Source organism: Saonia flava, assembly GCF_011927795.1.
Taxonomy (GTDB): domain Bacteria; phylum Bacteroidota; class Bacteroidia; order Flavobacteriales; family Flavobacteriaceae; genus Saonia; species Saonia flava.
This window is the reverse complement of sequence record NZ_JAATJJ010000001.1, coordinates 2,324,172-2,343,192: the sequence shown is the minus strand read 5'-3', so window position 1 is coordinate 2,343,192 and position 19,021 is coordinate 2,324,172. Positions and strand designations below refer to the sequence as shown.

Here is a 19,021-nt window from a genome sequence, read left to right as displayed (position 1 = left end):
ATGTTAAGGTGGGTAAGATAAATAACCTTTTGGTAACGGCATTTGCACTATTTTCTCTCTTTTTTGGAGTTGGAAATTTAATATTGCCCCCCTTGCTAGGTTTTAAATCTGGTGACCTTTGGTGGTTGGTAGCTTTGGGGTTTTGTATTTCAGCAGTATTAATTCCCATTCTTGGTATTTTGGCACATGCAAAACTACAGGGTACTATGTTTAATTTTGCTGAAAAAGTATCCCCCACTTTCAGTTTGGTCTATTGCTTTCTGGTATATGCCATTTCCATTTCCTTACCATCGCCCAGAACGGCATCGCTAACCCATGAAATTGCCATACAGCCTTTTTTTAACACCTCATCGCTCCTTACTAGCTCCATTTATTTTGCCCTGGTCTTTCTCTTTGTCATGAACCGCTCAAAACTTCTAAATATTCTTGGAAAAATATTAACCCCAGCTATTATTTTCGTTTTAATTGCCCTTATTGGTATCACCTTTTTTTCTTATGATTTTATTTTTAGCGAAACTACAATCAACAGTCCGTTTTCTCATGGTATTCTAGAAGGCTACCAAACTTTTGATGCCATTGGTGCAGTAGTTGTTGGTGGCGTCATCATTGTATCCATCAACTTAAAAAAGAAAGGGGCTTCCTATAAAGAAAAAAAGACCCTCATTTCGCGGGCTGCATGGCTGGCGGGCCTGGCCCTTTTTCTTATTTATGGTGGACTTATATTAACTGGGGCTATGAACGGCACGAATTTTAATTCAGATATTTCTAGAACAGCCCTTTTAACAGGAATAAGTGCCAATACCCTCGGAAATACAGCCAACCTGTTTCTAAGCATTTTGGTTAGTCTGGCTTGTTTTACCACGGCGGTGGGAATTGTTACGGGCGCGGCAGATTTTATAAAATCCCGATTTTTGGAATCCCAACTGGCCTATACAATTACAGCAGTTTTAGGTTGTATTCTGGGTATTGTAATGGGTCAGTTTAATGTGGGCTATATCATCACTGTTGCCGTACCTGCACTTATGTTTATTTACCCTATTACCATTGTGCTTATTCTTTTAAACATAGTTCCAAAAAAGTATGCTGCCCCTATTGTGTTTAAGGCCGTAATACTAACCGTTATTCTTTTTAGTGTTCCAGATTTCTTGGCCAGTTTAGGTTTTAACTTATTCTCCAAAGGAGAATTTTTTTCTTGGCTTCCATTAAGTGAGTTCCAAATGGGTTGGATTTTACCGACTTTGATTGTGTTTGTTTTTATTAATTCGACTAAAAAATTCCTTTAGCCATTCACTTGTCAGATTAAGATTAACACCAAATTGTTCTATGTTTTTTTCACTCCTTTCAAAATGACACTCATTTCCAAAAGTCAATTCCACATAAGTTCCTAGTACTTAAAACCATTGAGAAATCCAACCCTCTTCATTCTTTGGATTCTGTGCCACTTAATTCCTGAAATCCACATATCTACAAAAAATAAGTAATACAAACACCATGCTTATTGTTCTGCCAAAAAGCTTCTCTATTTTTTGTGAAGGTCTATTTCAAATAGACAAGCAGGTGCATTATGATAATGTTCGGGCAGTGCGTCTGTATTTTTCAAAGCAAATATCCCCAAAAAGTCAAACCCGGCGTTTGTATAGTGTTTTATTAATCTAACATTATTGCCCAAAGTATCTAGTCTAACATATTGTATGTTTTGTGATTTGGCATATTCCTTTGCCCATTCCACAATTTTCCCCACAAAATTGTTTCCCCTAAAATCTGGGTCTGTCGCAATGCGGTGAATGTAAATAGCTGAATCTTTGTTTCTTTCTTCCCAAATTTGCTCGTCACTGAATGTAATTGCCCAAAGACAGGCTATTTTATTGTTGAGCAATATTTTCCATTGCCTATTTTCTTTTATTTCTGTTTCTACAAGCTCTCTTTTAAAATCTGGCCAAACAACAACTGTTTTTTTTAATTTCTGATAGTTGGATGCTATTTTATACAGTTTAAAAACATTGTCAATATCATGTATAGTGCAATTGGTAATTTCCATTTTCTATCTCTAACAATTAATTTTTAGCTCCTTCCCAACCAATAATGGCAGTCTTACGTATGTTCCCCCACATATAACCTCCAAATTCCCCTGTGGCCTGTATCACCCTATGGCATGGGATTAAAAAAGCAACGGGATTACTGCCAATAGCAGTTCCCACTGCTCTAGAGGCATTAGGGTTGTTAATGTTATGGGCAATATTTCCATAGGTTGTTAATTGTCCCATTGGAATTTTTAGTAAAGTCTCCCAAACTTTTAATTGAAAATCGGTTCCTTTTAAATGAAGTTTCACTTGGTGTAGCTTGCTCCAATCCTTTTTAAACAATAGCATTGCATTTTGTTGAATGGTGTCCAACTTTCTCTGGAATATTGCGTTGGAGAATTTACTTTTAAGCAATTCTAACGCAATAACTTCATCCTCATAAAACGCCATATAACAAATACCTTTTAAGGTTGAAGCAACAATAAGATTTCCAAAAAGGCTTTCTGCAAAACTATAGTTAATGGCTAAGCTTTTACCCCTATTTTTATATTCGGCAGGGGTCATCCCCTCAATATTGACAAATAAGTCATGAAGTCGGCCTGTACTGGACAATCCTGTTTCATGTGCAGTATCAAAAAGTGTTGCCTGTCCTTCTTTTAAAAGTTGCTTGGCATGTTCAATACTAATGTACTGCATAAATTTTTTAGGACTTACCCCTGCCCAATCCTTAAAAAGTCGTTGAAAATGAAAAGAGCTTAAATGTACGTTTTCTGCAATCTCACTTAAAGAGGGCTGCTCTTTAAAATTAGTTTTTATGTACTCTATTGCTTCTGCTATTCGATAATAATCAATCTGTTCTTGCTGAGTCATTTTCTTCTATCCCTTTAATACAAAAGTATATAGCTTTGAATATTACAAAAACCCGAATCTTGCTAAACTTTAACAATTCTTTCCTACTACATATATTCTCCCAAAACAATTACAATTTTTGGATATAAGCGAATGCAATTAAGATTGCATCAATTCTTCTATCTCTTCTACTTCTATGGGAATATTTTGCATTAAATTAAAAGGTACTCCCTTTTCTTGAATAACAACATCATCTTCTATTCGAATGCCCATTTTCTCCTCAGGAATATAGATTCCCGGTTCTACCGTGAAAACCATATTCGCTTTCATGAGTGTTTTTAATTCTCCATAGTCATGGGTGTCCAGCCCTATATGATGGCTTGTACCGTGCATAAAGTATTTTTTATACGCTGGCGCATCAGGGTTTTCATTTTTTACATCGTTCTTGTCCAATAGGTTTAATCCTATTAATTCCGAGGTCATTATTTTACCTACTTCTTTATGGTATTCTGCCCAAATTGTACCGGGAACCAGCATTTTGGTGGCTTCATCTTTTACTCTAAGAACCGCATCATACACATCCTTTTGCCGTTTGGTGAATTTCCCGTTTACCGGAATAGTTCGGGTCATGTCACTGGAGTAATTGGCATATTCTGCCGCTACATCCATCAACAGCAAATCCCCATTTTTACATTGGTTGTTGTTCTGGATGTAATGTAGCACATTAGCATTGTTACCAGATGCAATAATAGGTGTGTAAGCAAATCCTTTAGAGCGGTTTCTAACAAATTCATGAAGGTACTCGGCCTCAATTTCATACTCCCAAACATTGGGTTTTACAAATTCCAAAATACGCCTAAAACCTTTGTTGGTAATATCACAAGCCCTTTGCATCAATTCCAGTTCTTCGGGTTCTTTAACTCCTCTAATTTTTTGCAGAATAGAATTGCTCTTTGCCCATTTATGGGCCGGGAATTTTGTTTTACACTCCAGAATAAACCTATCTTCCCGGGTCTGTGTTGTAACCGATTGCCGATAATGCTCATTGGTGTTAAAATAAATAGTATCTGCTTCAGTCATCAAATCAAAAAAGATTTTGTCAAAATCACTCAACCAATAAATGGTATCTATGCCAGATACTTCTGTTGCCTTTTCTTTGGTCAATTTTTCACCTTCCCAAACGGCAATATGTTCATTGGTCTCTCTTACAAAGAGAATTTGCCTATGCTTTTTGTCAATTGCATCAGGAAAAAGTAATAAGATGGATTCTTCTTGGTCCGCACCGCTTAAATAGAAAATATCCCTGTGCTGCTCAAAAGGCATGGTACTATCTGCACTAATGGGATATATATCATTGGAATTAAATACGGCAATACTTTTGGGGGCCATTTGGCCCATAAATTTCTTGCGATTCTTCTTAAAAAGAGAGCTTGGAATAAGTTGGTACTTCATACAAAAAAATTAGTAGCTAAAATTAAGCATTACAAAAACCATTTGGGTATCCCGACCAAGAATTTTAAAAATATCTCTTTGAAATTATATGTATTCCGTTCCATACAAATTTTCACTTTGCCAAAAATTGACCCTTTTAATTACCAAAATGGAACGCTTTATTTCCTCTCAAAATGGTTAACTTAGTCCACCTTAAATTCAGAAATTCTACTAATTAATCTGATATTGATAATCAACCACCAAACCATGAAAAAAACTACATTTTTATCTCTTTTAGCATTTGTAATACTAGCTTCCTGCACCGAAAGCAAAAAACTAGAGTCCCAAGCAGAGCTATTCGCCAGAATTGATGCAGAAATAAAGCAAAATTCCAAGGCGTACAGTACACTGCAAGAAGCTACGGAAACAATCGGCCATAGATTAACAGGCTCCAAAAACGGTGCTAAAGCAGAAGAATATACTTTTAATAAGTTTAAAGAATATGGTTTTGAGGATGTAGCCTATCAAACATTTGAGGTTGAAGCTTGGTCAAGGGGAGATGTTTCACTGCAAATAAATAATGGGGAAACAAAAGTGGTTACCCTGGGCCACTCACCAATTCTGGCCAATGTAACTGGAGAAATCGTAGATATGGGCAACGGTCTGGAAGCCGATTACTTAAAAAGCCCTAATGCCGTTAGGGATAAAATTTCTTTGGCGTACATAGGTATTTTACCAAACAGTGAAGAAAATCTTACCAACCTTCATAGAAGTGAAAAAACAGCTTTGGCCATTAAATATGGTGCCAAAGGTATTATTATAATCAACCAAGTAGATGATGGTGTGTTGTTAACGGGCACAGCCTCCGTTACAGGAGAATTAATTCCTATTCCTGCAGTTTGTATAGGCAAGGAAGATGGCCTGGTATTAAAAGAGACCTTAAAAAGTAAAATTGCCACAGCGACTATTAATATGACCAACCATAGTGATGTTATCAAGGCCAGAAATGTTGTTGCCACTTTAAAAGGGGCCAAAATTCCCGAAGAAGAAATTGTGATTGGTGGTCATTTGGATTCTTGGGACCTTGCTACAGGTGCAATAGACAATGGGATAGGCTCCTTTGCTGTTTTGGACATTGCCCGTGCTTTTCTAGCCAATGACCTAAAACCCAAAAGAACTATAAAATTTGTAATGTTCATGGGAGAAGAACAAGGCTTGTTGGGGTCTAAATTTATGGTCGAAAAAGCTATTGAAAACAACACAATAGATCAAATTAAATATATGATGAACTTGGATATGTCTGGAAACCCAATAGGTATGAATGCAGGTGGAAAATTAGATGATGAGGCATTTTTTAAATCATTGGGCGCCGTTATCCAAGCACAAGATACTATATATAAAAATTCCTTTACCAACCGATCTGGACTGCACAGCGATCATCAACCTTTTATGCTGGAAGGTGTTCCTATTCTATCGGTAAATAGCAATTTAGACCGTTCTATTTATGGGTGCTACCACTCAGATTGTGATGATTTTAACTTGGTAAACAAAGAGCATATTACCAATACTGCACGTTTTGGCACCATGATGCTATATGGACTTGCCAATGCAGAAAAATTACCCGCCACGAAAATGGACAGCGAGACTACCAAAGAATTCATGATCAAGAATAATCTTAAGGAAAAACTTATAATAGGAAATGATTGGAAATGGGAAAAATAAAATTTCCTTTTTTTTTAAAAGCTATAAAATATGCTAAATAAAATATGGATTCCTCTGTTGTTTCTTTTCTCTCTGGGTTGTGAGAATGAGAAACCTTCCAATGAGAAAGATTATTTTGACTTGGTAAGAGCTGAATTTAAGGGTGACTTGGCCTATGAGACCACAGCTTATGTTTCCCAATATTGGAGGGTTGCGGGCAATACAGGTTTCAACAATAGTGTTCATTGGATAGCAAACCATCTGGAACAAGCTGGTTATGTACTGGAAAGTGTAGCTACTTCAAAGGATCGTTTGACATATCGTATTGAAAAAAGGCCATTAAAATACCCTACATGGGAACCGGTGAACGCCAATTTATCCATTGTTGGAGACAGCGTACCCTTATTGATATCCGAGACCAATAGAAACATGACCTACCTTAATTCTGCCTCCACTCCATCAAAAGGTGTCGTTGGTGATATTGTCCACATTTTGGATACTTTGGATTTAGAGAAGAAATCAATAAAGGATAAAATCATTTTTACTGAAATGTCTTCCAGAGAAGTATATAAAAAAGCCCTTGATAAAATGGCATTGGGCATTATAACCTATAACAACCCTTCATATCTTCAACCAGAAAAAAATAAGACTTCAATTCAGTTTAGGAGTCTTCCGCCCCAGGTTGAAACCCATTTTTGGGGCATAGCCCTTTCCTATGAAGCCAATGAAAGGCTAAAAGCCAATCTAATAAAAGGAAAAACAAAAGTCCAGGTTGCCGTAGAAACCAAAATATATCCATCGGAAGAACTTACAGTAGTAGCCAATATAAAAGGTGACAAAATACCAAAAGAACGGCTGGTCTTTAGTGCACATATCCAAGAGCCGGGAGCCAATGACAATGCAACTGGTGTAGGGACCCAATTGGAAATGGCAACAATTGCCGCCAATCTCCATAAAAAAGGTGAAATCCATATGGACCGTACTCTTACCTTTCTCTGGGGGGATGAAATTGTTTCTACCCAAAGGTACATTGAGGAAGATGAAGAAAGAGCTGAAAAGATAAAATGGGGTATAAGTTTAGATATGGTAGGTGAAAATACCGCTATTACAGGAGGTTCCTTCCTAATTGAAAAAATGCCCGATCCCAGTGCTATTTGGACACGTGGAAATGACAAGCATTCCGAATGGGGTGGAAGGGTTCTGTCTTTGAAAGACATGAAACCCCATTACCTCAACGATTTTATTATAGACAATTTTAAAAAGCAAGGGGAGTTCGCCCATTGGGAAGTAAACACCAACCCTTTTGAAGGAGGAAGTGACCACACCCCTTTTCTTAGAGCCAACATTCCAGGGCTTCTATTATGGCATTTCACGGACCAGTTTTACCATACAGACAATGATAAATTAGATAAAGTCTCAAAAGAGACTTTAAAAAATGTGGGGACCGCTGCATTGGCGAGTGCTCTACAACTTCTGAATTCCAACGAGAGTACTGCTCTTCAAATTTTGCAAAAGACAAAAGAATCAGCCATAGAGAGGCTAGAAGAAGAGTTTAATTTAAGCAAAACGGAATTAGACCATGGTGCTTCACTAAAAGAAGAAATAAAAATCATGAAAGCATGGGAGGATTGGTATTTAAAAGGCTTTTCATCTGTCCTGGATATGGTAGGTACTTCTAAATCAAACTTTCTAGAAAAGCAAATTCTGAATAGTCAAGACGAGTTAAAAAAATCGGTTACATACTATATTTCAGAATTAAAGGCACAAAAAAAGCTATCTAAACAACTTTAACAATTCGTTTGATGGAAAAACGAATACTAGGTTATTTAGATAGCCTGATAAATGTTTGTTATTTTTATTTGGCCATTGCATTTTTTATTGCCCCAATAATGGCCATAAGTACACCTCCGCCAACACCTCCGCCAGCTACACTACCAAGGATACTGGATATGTCCATACTATCCGTACCAGCTGCAGCTCCAGCACCAATACCTAACATTCCTAAAAGTTGACCTCCAATACCACCTCCTAAAATTCCTGCAATGGAGTTTCCAAGGCTACCAAGAGATAGGTTTTTTAATAGTTTTCCTGCTACGTTACCTCCTACGGCACCTGAAACAAGCTGAATAATCAACGGTAAATACTCTTCCATTTTTTTATAGTTTAATTATTAATATGGTAATAAATTAACAAAAATTTAATTTAGTGTGCAATTTTAAGGGTTTAAAAATGTGGTTTTTATATTTTTAAAAGTGTCAGGAAGCCCAGACTTTAGGTTTTGTTAAAGGGCAAACAAATTGTTAACTTCACAGAAGCTAATTCTAATGAAATCCTAATGAAAAAACCACTTCTTATTCTTTGTTACTTCCTTACGTGCTTAGTATGGGCACAACAACCAACTTACAAAGAAACTGTTTTAAAGGCTCTTGGGCAAAAGAAAAAAATGGAAGCCTCTTCTCTAGTGAAAAACATCCCCTTAAAAAATATTGGCCCAACTGTAATGAGTGGTCGTGTTGTAGATGTGGATGTAAATCCAAATAATCCGATAGAATTTTATGTTGGTTATGCTTCCGGAGGGCTTTGGTATACCAGCAACAATGGCACTTCTTTTGAACCCGTATTAGATAGTTCGCAAACACAAAATGTTGGCGATATTGCCGTGCATTGGGAGTCTGGAACCCTATGGGTAGGCACTGGAGAAAATAATGCCTCTCGTTCTTCTTATGCCGGCATAGGCATGTTAAAATCTAATGACAAAGGTAATACATGGCAAAATATGGGCTTGGAAGATTCCCATCATATTGGTCGTATTTTAATTAATCCTAAAAATCCAAATGAAGTTGTTGTGGGTGTTACAGGACATTTGTACTCTCCAAATAAGGAGCGTGGCGTATATAAAACAACAGATGGCGGAGCCACATGGAGCAAAACTCTTTTTGTAAGTAATGAAGCGGGCATTATTGATATGGCCTTTTCACCAAACAATTTCAATATTCAATATGCGGCCGCATGGGAGAAAGATAGAAAAGCATGGGACTTTGATGGTAGCGGTTCTGGTTCCGGAATATATAAAAGCACGGATGCCGGAAGTACGTGGGCAAAAATTTCCACCCCCGAAAGTGGATTTCCTACCGGAATAGGAGTTGGTAGAATTGGATTGGATGTTTTTGATGACAATACGGTTTATGTTGTCCACGATAGTCAGTTTAGAAGAGAAAAAAAACTGGATGTTAAAAAAAAATCCGATGCACTAAAAAAGGACGACTTTAAGTCCATGAGCGTGGATGCGCTTTTAAATTTGAATGATAAAAAATTGAATGATTTCCTGAAAACAAATGGGTTTCAGGAAAAATATAGGGCAGACAATGTAAAAAACATGGTCCGAGATGGTGCCATAGAACCTGTGGACTTGGCCAAGTACTTGGAAAATGCAAATTCCGCATTATTTGATACTCCCGTTATTGGGGCCGAAGTCTATAGAAGTGATGATGCAGGAACCTCATGGAAAAAAATGAATCAGGAATATATAGATGACCTTTTCTATAGCTATGGGTATTATTTTGCACAGATTAGGGTAGATCCTAGCAATAAGGATAATATTTACTTGGCAGGCGTACCCCTAATAAAATCAAAAGATAGTGGTAAAACTTACGAATCTATAAACGGTGAAAATGTACATGCAGATCACCATGCGTTATGGATCAATCCGAAAATGCCCGGGCATCTTATTAACGGAAACGACGGTGGGATTAATATCTCTTATGATGATGGGGCTACTTGGGTAAAGAACAATTCCCCATCTGTAGGCCAGTTTTACGCTATAAATATAGACTATGAAAAACCTTATAATGTATATGGTGGACTACAGGATAACGGTGTATGGAAAGGAAGGCATAATGCCTCAATAAATGATAGGTGGCATAGTAGTGGGGAGAATCCATGGGTATCCATAATGGGTGGTGATGGCATGCAAATTCAAATTGATAAAAGAAATTCCAATATTGTCTATACAGGTTTTCAGTTCGGAAATTATTTTAGATTGGATTTAGAAAATAACAAAAATACTCGTATACAGCCCAAACATGAATTAGGGGAAGCCCCCTACAGATTCAACTGGCAGGCGCCAATATTGCTTTCTGAACACAACCAGGATATTCTCTATTTGGGAGGCAACAAATTGCATCGCTCCCTTAACCAGGGAGATGATTGGGAAACCATTTCCGATGAGTTAACACAGGGTGGAAGGCAAGGAAATGTGGCATATGGCACATTGACAACACTATCAGAATCCAAGTTTAAGTTCGGATTGATATATACAGGCAGCGATGATGGATTGGTACACGTCACCAAAAACGGAGGTGGCACTTGGGAGCTGATTTCCAATTCTTTTCCAAAAAACCTGTGGGTAAGCAGGGTTGCTGCTTCCAAACATAAAAAAGAACGGGTGTATGTTACTTTGAATGGCTATCGTTCCGATGATTTTACCCCTTATATCTATGTAAGCAATGACCATGGGAAAACATGGAAAAGTATTGCAAACAATATTCCTGCTTCTCCCGTAAACGTAATCTTGGAAGACCCAGAAAATGAAAATCTTTTGTTTGTGGGAACCGACAATGGCCTATATGCCTCCTTTAACCAAGGAGCTTCTTGGGAACTCTTCCAAAACGGAATGCCAAATGTGGCGGTGCACGATTTGGTAATACAACCAGAAGCCAAACATTTAATAGTGGGCACACACGGACGTAGCATTTACAAGGCAGATATTGCTATCTTACAAAAGGCTACAAAGGACGTAATGGGTAAAGATTTATTCGTTTTTGATTTAGAGAACATAAAACATTCCACCAGATGGGGCAATTCCTATAGTGCTTGGGCTAAGCCCAATACCCCAGGTCTGGATGTTATTTTTTACACTTCCGAAAAAAGAACCTATACAGCCAGTATTAAAACTATGAATGGAACAGAGGTAAGCTCAACTGCCATTGATGCGGATAAAGGATTTAACATTCTATCCTATGACTTGGCCTTTACCAAAACAGGCAAAAGCAATTATTTAAAGAAGAATAAAAAGAAGCTAGTTGAGGCCAAGAACGGAAAAACCTATTTACCCAAAGGAAAATATATGATAGAAATCTCTGGGGATGGTGGAGCAGAAAAAAAGGAGTTTGAGATAGAATAACCCAATCATGGCGTAAAGATTATGAAAGAAGGCGGTTGTGCTAACAATTTAATATATTGAAAGACAAGTCATAAATCAACCAACTCGAAATGATTAAATTCTTCCGAAAAATTCGTCAAAATCTTCTCAATGAAGGTAAAACAACCACATACCTAAAATATGCAATTGGGGAAATTGTACTTGTGGTTATTGGTATTCTCATTGCATTGCAGATCAATAATTGGAATGAACGAAACAATCATAGATCAGAAGAACTAAACTATTACAAGAATATAAAAAGACAATTAAACGAGGACAAAAAAGCAATTATTGCAAACATTGATTATAACAATCTTTTTTTTAAACAATTTGAATATGCAATACATATAATAGAAAAAGAGGATAACTCATTGATAGATACTTTAGCTAAAATTAGTGTGAATTTATTAGAGTTTTCAGATTTTCACAGGCAAAGTAATATTTATGAAGCTATGGTTAATAGTGGGGAAATTAAGCTGTTAAAGAATCAACAACTTATTGAAAAATTACAACAATTGGAAGAGAAGTATATTTTTATAAATAAGTTAGAAGAAACACATTCCCAAGCTGTGATTAGGTTCGTTGCACCCAGTATTATAAGTTCATTAAAAGTGAATAACATGAAAGTTGAAAACATTGAAAAAATATACTCTTTTGAATTTCAAAATCTATTTACACTATTGGCCGATTTAATGATGGATAAAAATGAAGCTTATGAAAATGTAATAAGCAGAATAAACGATATAAATTCTTTGATTGACAGCGAGATAGGCGCTACTAATTGAAAGAGTAAATAATTAAATTTTTCGGAAAAACCCCTAAACGAACAAAAATAAAAACTTTAATTATTTATGCCAAAAATCTTAGTTACTGGAGGTACAGGATTAATAGGAGGTCATCTTATAAAAAAACTGTTGGCTGAAAACTATAGTGTTTCTGTACTCAGTAGAAGTAAATCTTCTATTGAAGATATTGAATTTTATCAATGGAATGTTAGGAAAGGTGAAGTTGATATTAATGCTGTAAAATCTTGCGATTATATTATCCATATGGCAGGAGCAAACATAGCAGCAAAAAAATGGACACAAAAAAGAAAAGAAGAAATAATTAACAGTAGAACACAATCTACCCAGCTACTTTTTGATACTGTTAAAAAGCATAATCCAAAACTAAAAGCATTTATATCGGCCTCTGCAGTTGGATATTATGGCGCTATAACATCCGACCATATTTATAATGAAAGTGATAAGGCCCATGATGACTTTCTAGGAAGAACCACACAAAAATGGGAAGAAGCCGCTGACAAATTTATTTCCTTAGGTATTAGAGTCTTAAAATTAAGAACAGGTATTGTTTTGGCAGAAAATAGTGAGGCATTGGCCAAAATGACAAAACCCATAAAATTAAATGTAGGAGCTGCCTTAGGGAGTGGAAAACAATACATGCCATGGATACATATTGACGATGTGTGCTCTGCATATATAAATGCTATTAAAGAAGAGAAAATGAATGGCGCCTATAACTTGGTTGCTCCACAGCATATTAACAATAAGGATTTCACAAAACTAATTGCCAGCATATTAAAAAAACCTCTTTGGCTACCTAACATTCCATCTTTTATGTTGCGGCTACTTTTTGGAGAAATGGCAAAATTATTTCTTTTTGGCAGCCGGGTTTCTTCAAAAAAACTTTTGGATACCGGTTTCTCTTTTAAATATACCAAACTAGAAATGGCTTTAAAAAAGCTTTTGTAAAAACCAATCTATGTATTTAGAGCCAATGAAATATCTTATTTGGCCAATACATATTTACTTCCCAATATGAAATAACGCATCGCCCTGATTAACCACAGCCTGGTGGTTTACACAAATAACATGCCCATCAAAAGGGGCTTTTACATTTTTATTTGTTTTTGCAAAAGTATCTGTAAGCAATCCTATCACTTGGCCTTCTTTAACAAAACTGCCGTTGTTCACTTTTAAAATGAACATCCCCGCTTTAGAAGCACGAATCCATTTGCGTTCACTTAAATCCACAGATCCTTTTACTGTTTGTCCACTGGGAATCATATCAAAATGACTCAGTACATTGATAATTCCTTCTAAACCTTGTTCAATTGCATAGCTATCAAAGCGCATGCTTTCACCTGCCTCATATACTATAGTAGGTTTTCCCATTCTATAGGCCGCTTTTCTAAAAGAACCACTAATTGATTTTGCTGGAAAAGAAAAAGGGGCATTAAATATTTCCGCCAGTTTTTTACTGTTTTCATCTCCTTCGGAATACCGGACTTGGGGAAAGTTGCTACGTTGAGCACCGCCAGTATGCAAGTCTATTCCAAAATCTATTTGTGGAAGAATTTCCGAAGTATAATGATACGCTATTCTACTTGCCAAAGAGCCTGTTTTGCTGCCCGGAAAACTCCGGTTGACATCTTTACCGTCGGGTACATCCCTAGAAAAGTGAATAAACCCAAACACATTGAGAATTGGCACAGCAATTATAGCACCTTTCTGAATTTTAAATTGCTTGCCCTGGAGCATTCTACGTACCGTTTCAATTCCATTTATTTCGTCTCCATGCAAACCCGCCTGAACTAAAACTGTTGGGCCTGGATTTTTAGAATTAAATACATGTACGGGAATATCAATTAGGGTTCCCGTGGGCAGTCGTGCAATATTAATTTGCAGCAGTTTGTTTGTTCCTGGAGGCACTTCTGTCCCCCCTATCGTAATAGTTCTATTTTCTTCTACGGCGCCCATTCTTTTCTACAAAATGAATAATTTCTTTAGCAATATTAACCTCTGTTGCCTTTTCAATTCCTTTTAACCCGGGTGAAGCATTGACCTCAATTAACAAGGGTCCTTTTTTAGAACGAAGCAGATCCACCCCAGCAACTCCCAGACCTAAATATTTAGCGGCGTTCAAAGCTATATATTTCTCCTTATCTGTAGGTGTTATTGCCAATGTTTCTCCTCCACGATGTACATTCGCCCTAAATTCGCCTGGCTCACTTGTTCGCTTCATACTGGCCACAACTTTATTTCCCACAACAAAGATTCTAATATCCTCACCATTGGCTTCCTCAATGAATTTTTGAATCAAGATACTGGTGTCCATTTTATAAAAAGTGTCTATAATGGATTTAGCAGATTTTTTGCTTTCCGCCAAAATCACTCCCAACCCCTGGGTACCTTCTTGTAATTTTATGATAACGGGAGCGCCCCCCAATATTTTTATTTGCTCCTCTATATTATCTGGGTTAATCGAGAATAAAGTTTCAGGAATGGGAATACCCTTTCTTGCCATTATTTGAAGTGTTCTCACTTTATTTCTGGCTCTTGTAATGGCAAGGGAACGGGCAGTGCTAAAAATACCGTTCATTTCAAATTGTTTAACAATGGCTGCCCCGTGCCTGGTTACCTTGGTGCCTATTCTTGGAATGACTGCATCAAACTCATTGGTGATGTTCTCATCCCTTAAATATATTTGGGGTTTGCCGGAACCTAACTTTACAGAGCATTTAGTATGGTCTATCAATTCTATATAATGTCCTAGTTTCTCCGCTTCTTCGGCAATTCTCTTGGTAGAATATACATTTAAGCTTACTGACAACAATCCAATGTCCATTTTTATTTAGGAATTTAAAATACAATATCGACTATTAACAAGTAATTTAACCACTTATACATAAATAAAATACATTTATAAAAAAACCAATGATAAATTATTAAAAATCCCTTACTTTTCTTTTTAAAGCCCCATTCTATTTGAAACAGCCTAATCTTAAACTAACATACATCATTTCTATAAAAGAAATCAACAATTGTTTCCTGTGTTTTTTTGTTTTCTTCTTTGGTTCTTTTTTTTATCTCTTCTCACAAGAACAGATAACGTTTAGGAGTTTATCTGTTAAAGATGGCCTATCGCAAAACAGCGCCGTCTCAATTACACAAGACAGTATTGGGTATTTATGGATTGCCACTCAAGATGGGCTCAACAGGTATGATGGGAGGCAATTTGCCACATATCCACTTCAATTTATTGATATTACTCGTCCTAACTTTAGCAATCTGGGCAAGCTTTACTTGGATCGGCAAAACCAACTTTTGGCCATTCCGCTAGATAGAACATTGGTAAGGTTCAACCCCAAAACAAATAGTTTTGTGCCTCTTGAAGGTGTAAAAGATGTCAATACAATATTTCAAGATGTAAATCTTAATTATTGGGCAACAACTTATTCAAAAGAGATTTTATTCATAGAGAGCAAAACTCAGAATATTTCTAAACTAACTCTTGACCAGCCCCCTATAGGGGCTATTAATGAGATTTCGGAAATAGACCAAAACACTCTTCTTCTATTGGGAATGAACGAACTTCTTGAAATTGATATACACTCAAAAAAAACTAAATTAATCCTTCCCAAAACACCTAATAGGACCACTATAAAAAACAATTTTAGCGTCATGGTGGTTGATTCCGAAGGAAAACAATGGATCGGGACGTTTGGTAATGGATTATATACAAGGGAAAATGGAAGTAATATCTTGAGGCGTATTCCAAATACAGGCTTCAAAGGCAATTTACCATTAAACATTAATGTTTTAGACCTTTTCATTGACTCAAAAAATAGGCTTTGGGTTGCTACATATGGTAATGGCCTTTATATGATAAATCTAAAAACTCATGAAATAAATAATTTTACAAACAAGAAGTATAACCCTAGAAGTATACAATACAATGACATTCTTTGTATTTATGAAGATTATTTAGGGACTCTCTGGTTTGGAACAGATGGAGCGGGTTTGAACTATTTTGATGAGTATCTCGAAAAATTTAATTCATATACCAATGATCAGACTCCTGAAAATATAAATATCGATGTTGTGCGTTCCATAGCTGTAGACAATAACAATGAAACTATATGGGCAGGAACATCGGGTAAAGGATTGAGTCGTTTTGACCCAAAAATGAATGAATGGAAAACATTTTCTACAGGAAACTCTGATATTCCCTCTAATCGCATCATGAGCCTTTTACTGGATAACGAAGATTTATGGATTGGCACCCAAGGGGATGGGCTTTCCATCTTAGATTCTAGTGGCACCTACACAGTTTATTCCAATAATACTTCTCCTCGATTAACCTCCAAAACTATTTGGGATATTTTTAATGACAGTGATGGCCGTTTTTGGCTGGCTACTAATGAAAACGGTCTTATCCAATTTGATAAAAATTTAGGTGAAGTAAAAAAATACATACAAGGACCTCAAAAAAACGCCTTTATTGGAAACAATGTTCGAGTAATAACAGATGACAAAAAAGGAAATCTATGGTTAGGAACAGATAATGAAGGTGTATTTCAATTCAACATTCAAGAGGAGAAATTCAAAAAACACAAAATACTTGATCAAGATTCCACAGAAGTGAATTCTATAAAATCACTATGGTATGCTGATAATGATATTTTGTGGATAGGCACTTATGGTCATGGTCTTATTGCCTATGATTTGGTCAATAGCAAGTATCATTCATTCAACACATCCAATGGCCTAGCAAATAATGTTATATATTCCATTTTGCCTGATTCTGATGGAAATCTATGGCTAAGTTCCAATAAGGGAATCATACAGTTTACACCAAAGAATTTATTGAAAGAAAACCTCCAAATAGTTAACTATAATAATTATGATGGGTTAGCAACTGAATTCAATACTGGTGCATATTTTAAAAGCTCCAATGGCACTCTTTATTTTGGTGGGCTAGATGGTCTTTATTGGTTTCAACCAAAAAATATAAAAAACAATACCATTTTGCCAAAAACTAATATTACCAAGTTTGAAGTCCTTGGCATGACACAACCCATAAGAGAGGGAATAGAGCTAGAGAGTAAACAGAATACGTTGGCTTTTACATTCTCTAGCCTACAATTTTCCATGCCTGAGAAAAATCTATTCCAATACAGGTTAATGAATTATGATAATGATTGGGTGTTTTCAGGAAACAACAACTATGTACGCTATACACAACTTCCACCTGGAGAATACAAGTTTCAGGTTAAATCCAGTAATTATGATGGTCTTTGGAACGAAACACCAGAAACCTTTATCTTTTCCATTAAAGCTCCATGGTATGCAACACTGTTTGCCAAACTAGTGTACTTTTTGCTCGCAATCTCTGCCCTTGCAGGAGTCTTTTTTTATATGAAATGGCGATGGCGCATGCGTTTAAACTTAAGGCTGAAAGAAGAAGAAAGCCAGCGCCTAAAAAAACTAAACGATTTTAAATCAAATCTATATACAGACATCGCCCATGAATTTAAAACTCCTTTGACACTTATAGCCGGGCCCATAGAGCAAACACTTTCTCAAGAAAATTTATCTACTATTGAGCGTACAAACTTCTCAATGATAAAAAGAAACGCCAATCGTTTAACCTCACTGGTAGACCAATTACTCGAATTGGCTAAATTGGAAAATGGAAAATTAAAGCTAAACGTAACGCAAGGAAACCTTTCCCTTTTTTTACATACAATTGCCCAATCTTTTGAATACCAGACAAGTATAAAAAACATGAAGTATTATGTAGAAATAGAATCATTAGAACAAGTGTGGTATGATGCAGACATAGTTGAAAAAATAACAACAAATCTATTATCCAATGCTTTTAAATATTCTACAAAAAATGGAAGTTGTACGTTTTCGGTAACAAAAAGTGAAAACTTTGCTCGCATCAAAGTAAGCAATACAGCAATAAATGCTTCCAAATTGAACCTTGACAAATTGTTCACCCGTTTTTATCAATATGACAACTATTCAGAAGGCATAGGTGTTGGTTTGTCCCTTGTTGGGGAGCTTGTAAAAATTTACGGTGGCGCTATTGATGTATCACTTGAAAAATATAATGTTCTTAGTTTTATTGTTGATCTTCCAATAGACTATTCTTCCTTTTCCATTGAGTCCATAAAAAAGCTCAATGGTTCTGACCAAACCCCAACATTTTTGCTCAATGATATGACAAACGGTTCTCCTTCCAGAGAAAAAGATACAGCCCTCCCTATTCTGCTTATTGTGGAAGACCATCAAGAAGTACGTACTTTTATTAAATTGGCGCTAGACTCTACATACAAAATATTGGAGGCCGAAAATGGAAAGAAAGGGTTAGAAATTGCCCTTTCAATAATCCCTGATATTGTTCTGACAGATGTACGGATGCCAGTTAAAAATGGAATAGAATTGTGTAATACCCTGAAAACAGATGAACGCACAAGTCATATTCCAGTCATTCTATTAACTGCCAGAGATGGCGAAAAAAATGAGCTAAAGGGACTTGGCTCCGGTGCGGACGATTTTATAACAAAGCCTTTCAAAATAAATTTATTGAAACGACGAATGGCAAACTTGATTACTACAAGAAAAATACTACGTAAACGTTACAGTGAAGAACTAATCTTAAAACCCAAAGATATTGCCATAACTCCTAGTGATGAGGCTTTCTTTAAAAGAATACAACAAATATTAGACAAAAATCTATCGGATCCCAACTTCAATGCCGCACTTTTTAGTGAAAAGGCAAAAATGAGTCGTATGCAATTGCATCGAAAATTACAGGCCTATACTGGTCTTTCTACCTCTGCTTTTATTCGTTCACAACGCTTAAAACAAGCAATACAAATTCTTAAAAGTTCAGAAAACCTCACTGTAAGTGAAATTGCATATACAGTAGGGTTTAACACCCCAACTTATTTTATGAAATGTTTTAAGGAAACTTTTCATAAAACACCTTCAGAGTACTTAAATTCCCTTAATTAATTAAGGGT

At 36.2% G+C, this 19,021-nt stretch carries 13 protein-coding genes; 7 read left to right on the top strand and 6 right to left on the bottom strand.

The window, feature by feature from the left end; all coding sequences use genetic code 11:
* The first annotated feature begins 8 nt into the window (after positions 1-8).
* Complete coding sequence (brnQ, locus tag GGR42_RS10205; protein WP_167963510.1) at positions 9-1,283, top strand: branched-chain amino acid transport system II carrier protein; 1,275 nt, start codon at positions 9-11, stop codon at positions 1,281-1,283.
* Between the two features lie 236 nt (positions 1,284-1,519).
* Here brnQ and GGR42_RS10200 read toward each other — a convergent pair whose 3' ends face one another.
* The 3 genes from GGR42_RS10200 to GGR42_RS10190 all read right to left on the bottom strand — a co-directional run bounded on the left by GGR42_RS10200 (position 1,520) and on the right by GGR42_RS10190 (position 4,322).
* Entirely contained in the window at positions 1,520-2,038 is a 519-nt protein-coding gene (locus GGR42_RS10200) for a GNAT family N-acetyltransferase (RefSeq protein ID WP_167963493.1), read from the bottom strand.
* A gap of 16 nt (positions 2,039-2,054) precedes the next feature.
* Positions 2,055-2,891, bottom strand: a complete 837-nt coding sequence (locus tag GGR42_RS10195) for a bifunctional helix-turn-helix domain-containing protein/methylated-DNA--[protein]-cysteine S-methyltransferase (RefSeq protein WP_167963491.1) — start codon at positions 2,889-2,891, stop codon at positions 2,055-2,057.
* 138 nt (positions 2,892-3,029) lie between these two features.
* Positions 3,030-4,322, bottom strand: coding sequence for an aminopeptidase P family protein (locus GGR42_RS10190; protein ID WP_167963489.1), 1,293 nt, complete (start codon positions 4,320-4,322; stop codon positions 3,030-3,032).
* 246 nt (positions 4,323-4,568) lie between these two features.
* Here GGR42_RS10190 and GGR42_RS10185 point away from each other — a divergent pair, with 246 nt between their 5' ends.
* Together GGR42_RS10185 and GGR42_RS10180 are read left to right on the top strand one after the other, a co-directional pair.
* Positions 4,569-6,023, top strand: a complete 1,455-nt coding sequence (locus tag GGR42_RS10185) for a M20/M25/M40 family metallo-hydrolase (protein WP_167963487.1) — start codon at positions 4,569-4,571, stop codon at positions 6,021-6,023.
* Positions 6,024-6,053: 30 nt separating this feature from the next.
* Positions 6,054-7,793, top strand: a complete 1,740-nt coding sequence (locus tag GGR42_RS10180) for a M28 family peptidase (protein WP_167963485.1) — start codon at positions 6,054-6,056, stop codon at positions 7,791-7,793.
* A 64-nt stretch (positions 7,794-7,857) separates the two neighbouring features.
* Here the strand turns inward: GGR42_RS10180 and GGR42_RS10175 are convergent, their stop codons facing one another.
* Positions 7,858-8,154 (bottom strand): hypothetical protein, encoded by a 297-nt coding sequence (locus GGR42_RS10175; RefSeq protein WP_167963483.1) that lies wholly within the window; start codon positions 8,152-8,154, stop codon positions 7,858-7,860.
* 183 nt (positions 8,155-8,337) lie between these two features.
* On the opposite strand from GGR42_RS10175, the gene GGR42_RS10170 reads away from it, so the two are divergent.
* The 3 genes from GGR42_RS10170 (at position 8,338) to GGR42_RS10160 (ending at position 12,956) form a co-directional block, all read left to right on the top strand.
* A complete protein-coding gene (locus tag GGR42_RS10170) occupies positions 8,338-11,184 on the top strand; it encodes a VPS10 domain-containing protein (protein WP_167963481.1) in 2,847 nt (948 codons plus the stop codon).
* A gap of 89 nt (positions 11,185-11,273) precedes the next feature.
* On the top strand, positions 11,274-11,987 hold the full coding sequence (locus tag GGR42_RS10165) for a DUF6090 family protein (protein ID WP_167959101.1): 714 nt from the start codon (positions 11,274-11,276) through the stop codon (positions 11,985-11,987).
* Between the two features lie 66 nt (positions 11,988-12,053).
* The gene (locus GGR42_RS10160) at positions 12,054-12,956 is read left to right on the top strand and encodes a TIGR01777 family oxidoreductase (RefSeq protein ID WP_167963479.1); all 903 of its coding nucleotides are present in this window, start codon (positions 12,054-12,056) and stop codon (positions 12,954-12,956) included.
* Between the two features lie 54 nt (positions 12,957-13,010).
* Here GGR42_RS10160 and GGR42_RS10155 read toward each other — a convergent pair whose 3' ends face one another.
* A complete protein-coding gene (locus tag GGR42_RS10155) occupies positions 13,011-13,964 on the bottom strand; it encodes a succinylglutamate desuccinylase/aspartoacylase family protein (protein ID WP_167963477.1) in 954 nt (317 codons plus the stop codon).
* On the bottom strand, positions 13,942-14,832 hold the full coding sequence (locus GGR42_RS10150) for a RimK family alpha-L-glutamate ligase (protein WP_167963475.1): 891 nt from the start codon (positions 14,830-14,832) through the stop codon (positions 13,942-13,944). The genes GGR42_RS10155 and GGR42_RS10150 overlap by 23 nt, the downstream gene beginning before the upstream one ends.
* A gap of 140 nt (positions 14,833-14,972) precedes the next feature.
* On the opposite strand from GGR42_RS10150, the gene GGR42_RS10145 reads away from it, so the two are divergent.
* The gene (locus GGR42_RS10145; protein WP_167963473.1) at positions 14,973-19,013 is read left to right on the top strand and encodes a hybrid sensor histidine kinase/response regulator transcription factor; all 4,041 of its coding nucleotides are present in this window, start codon (positions 14,973-14,975) and stop codon (positions 19,011-19,013) included.
* Positions 19,014-19,021 lie beyond the last annotated feature (8 nt).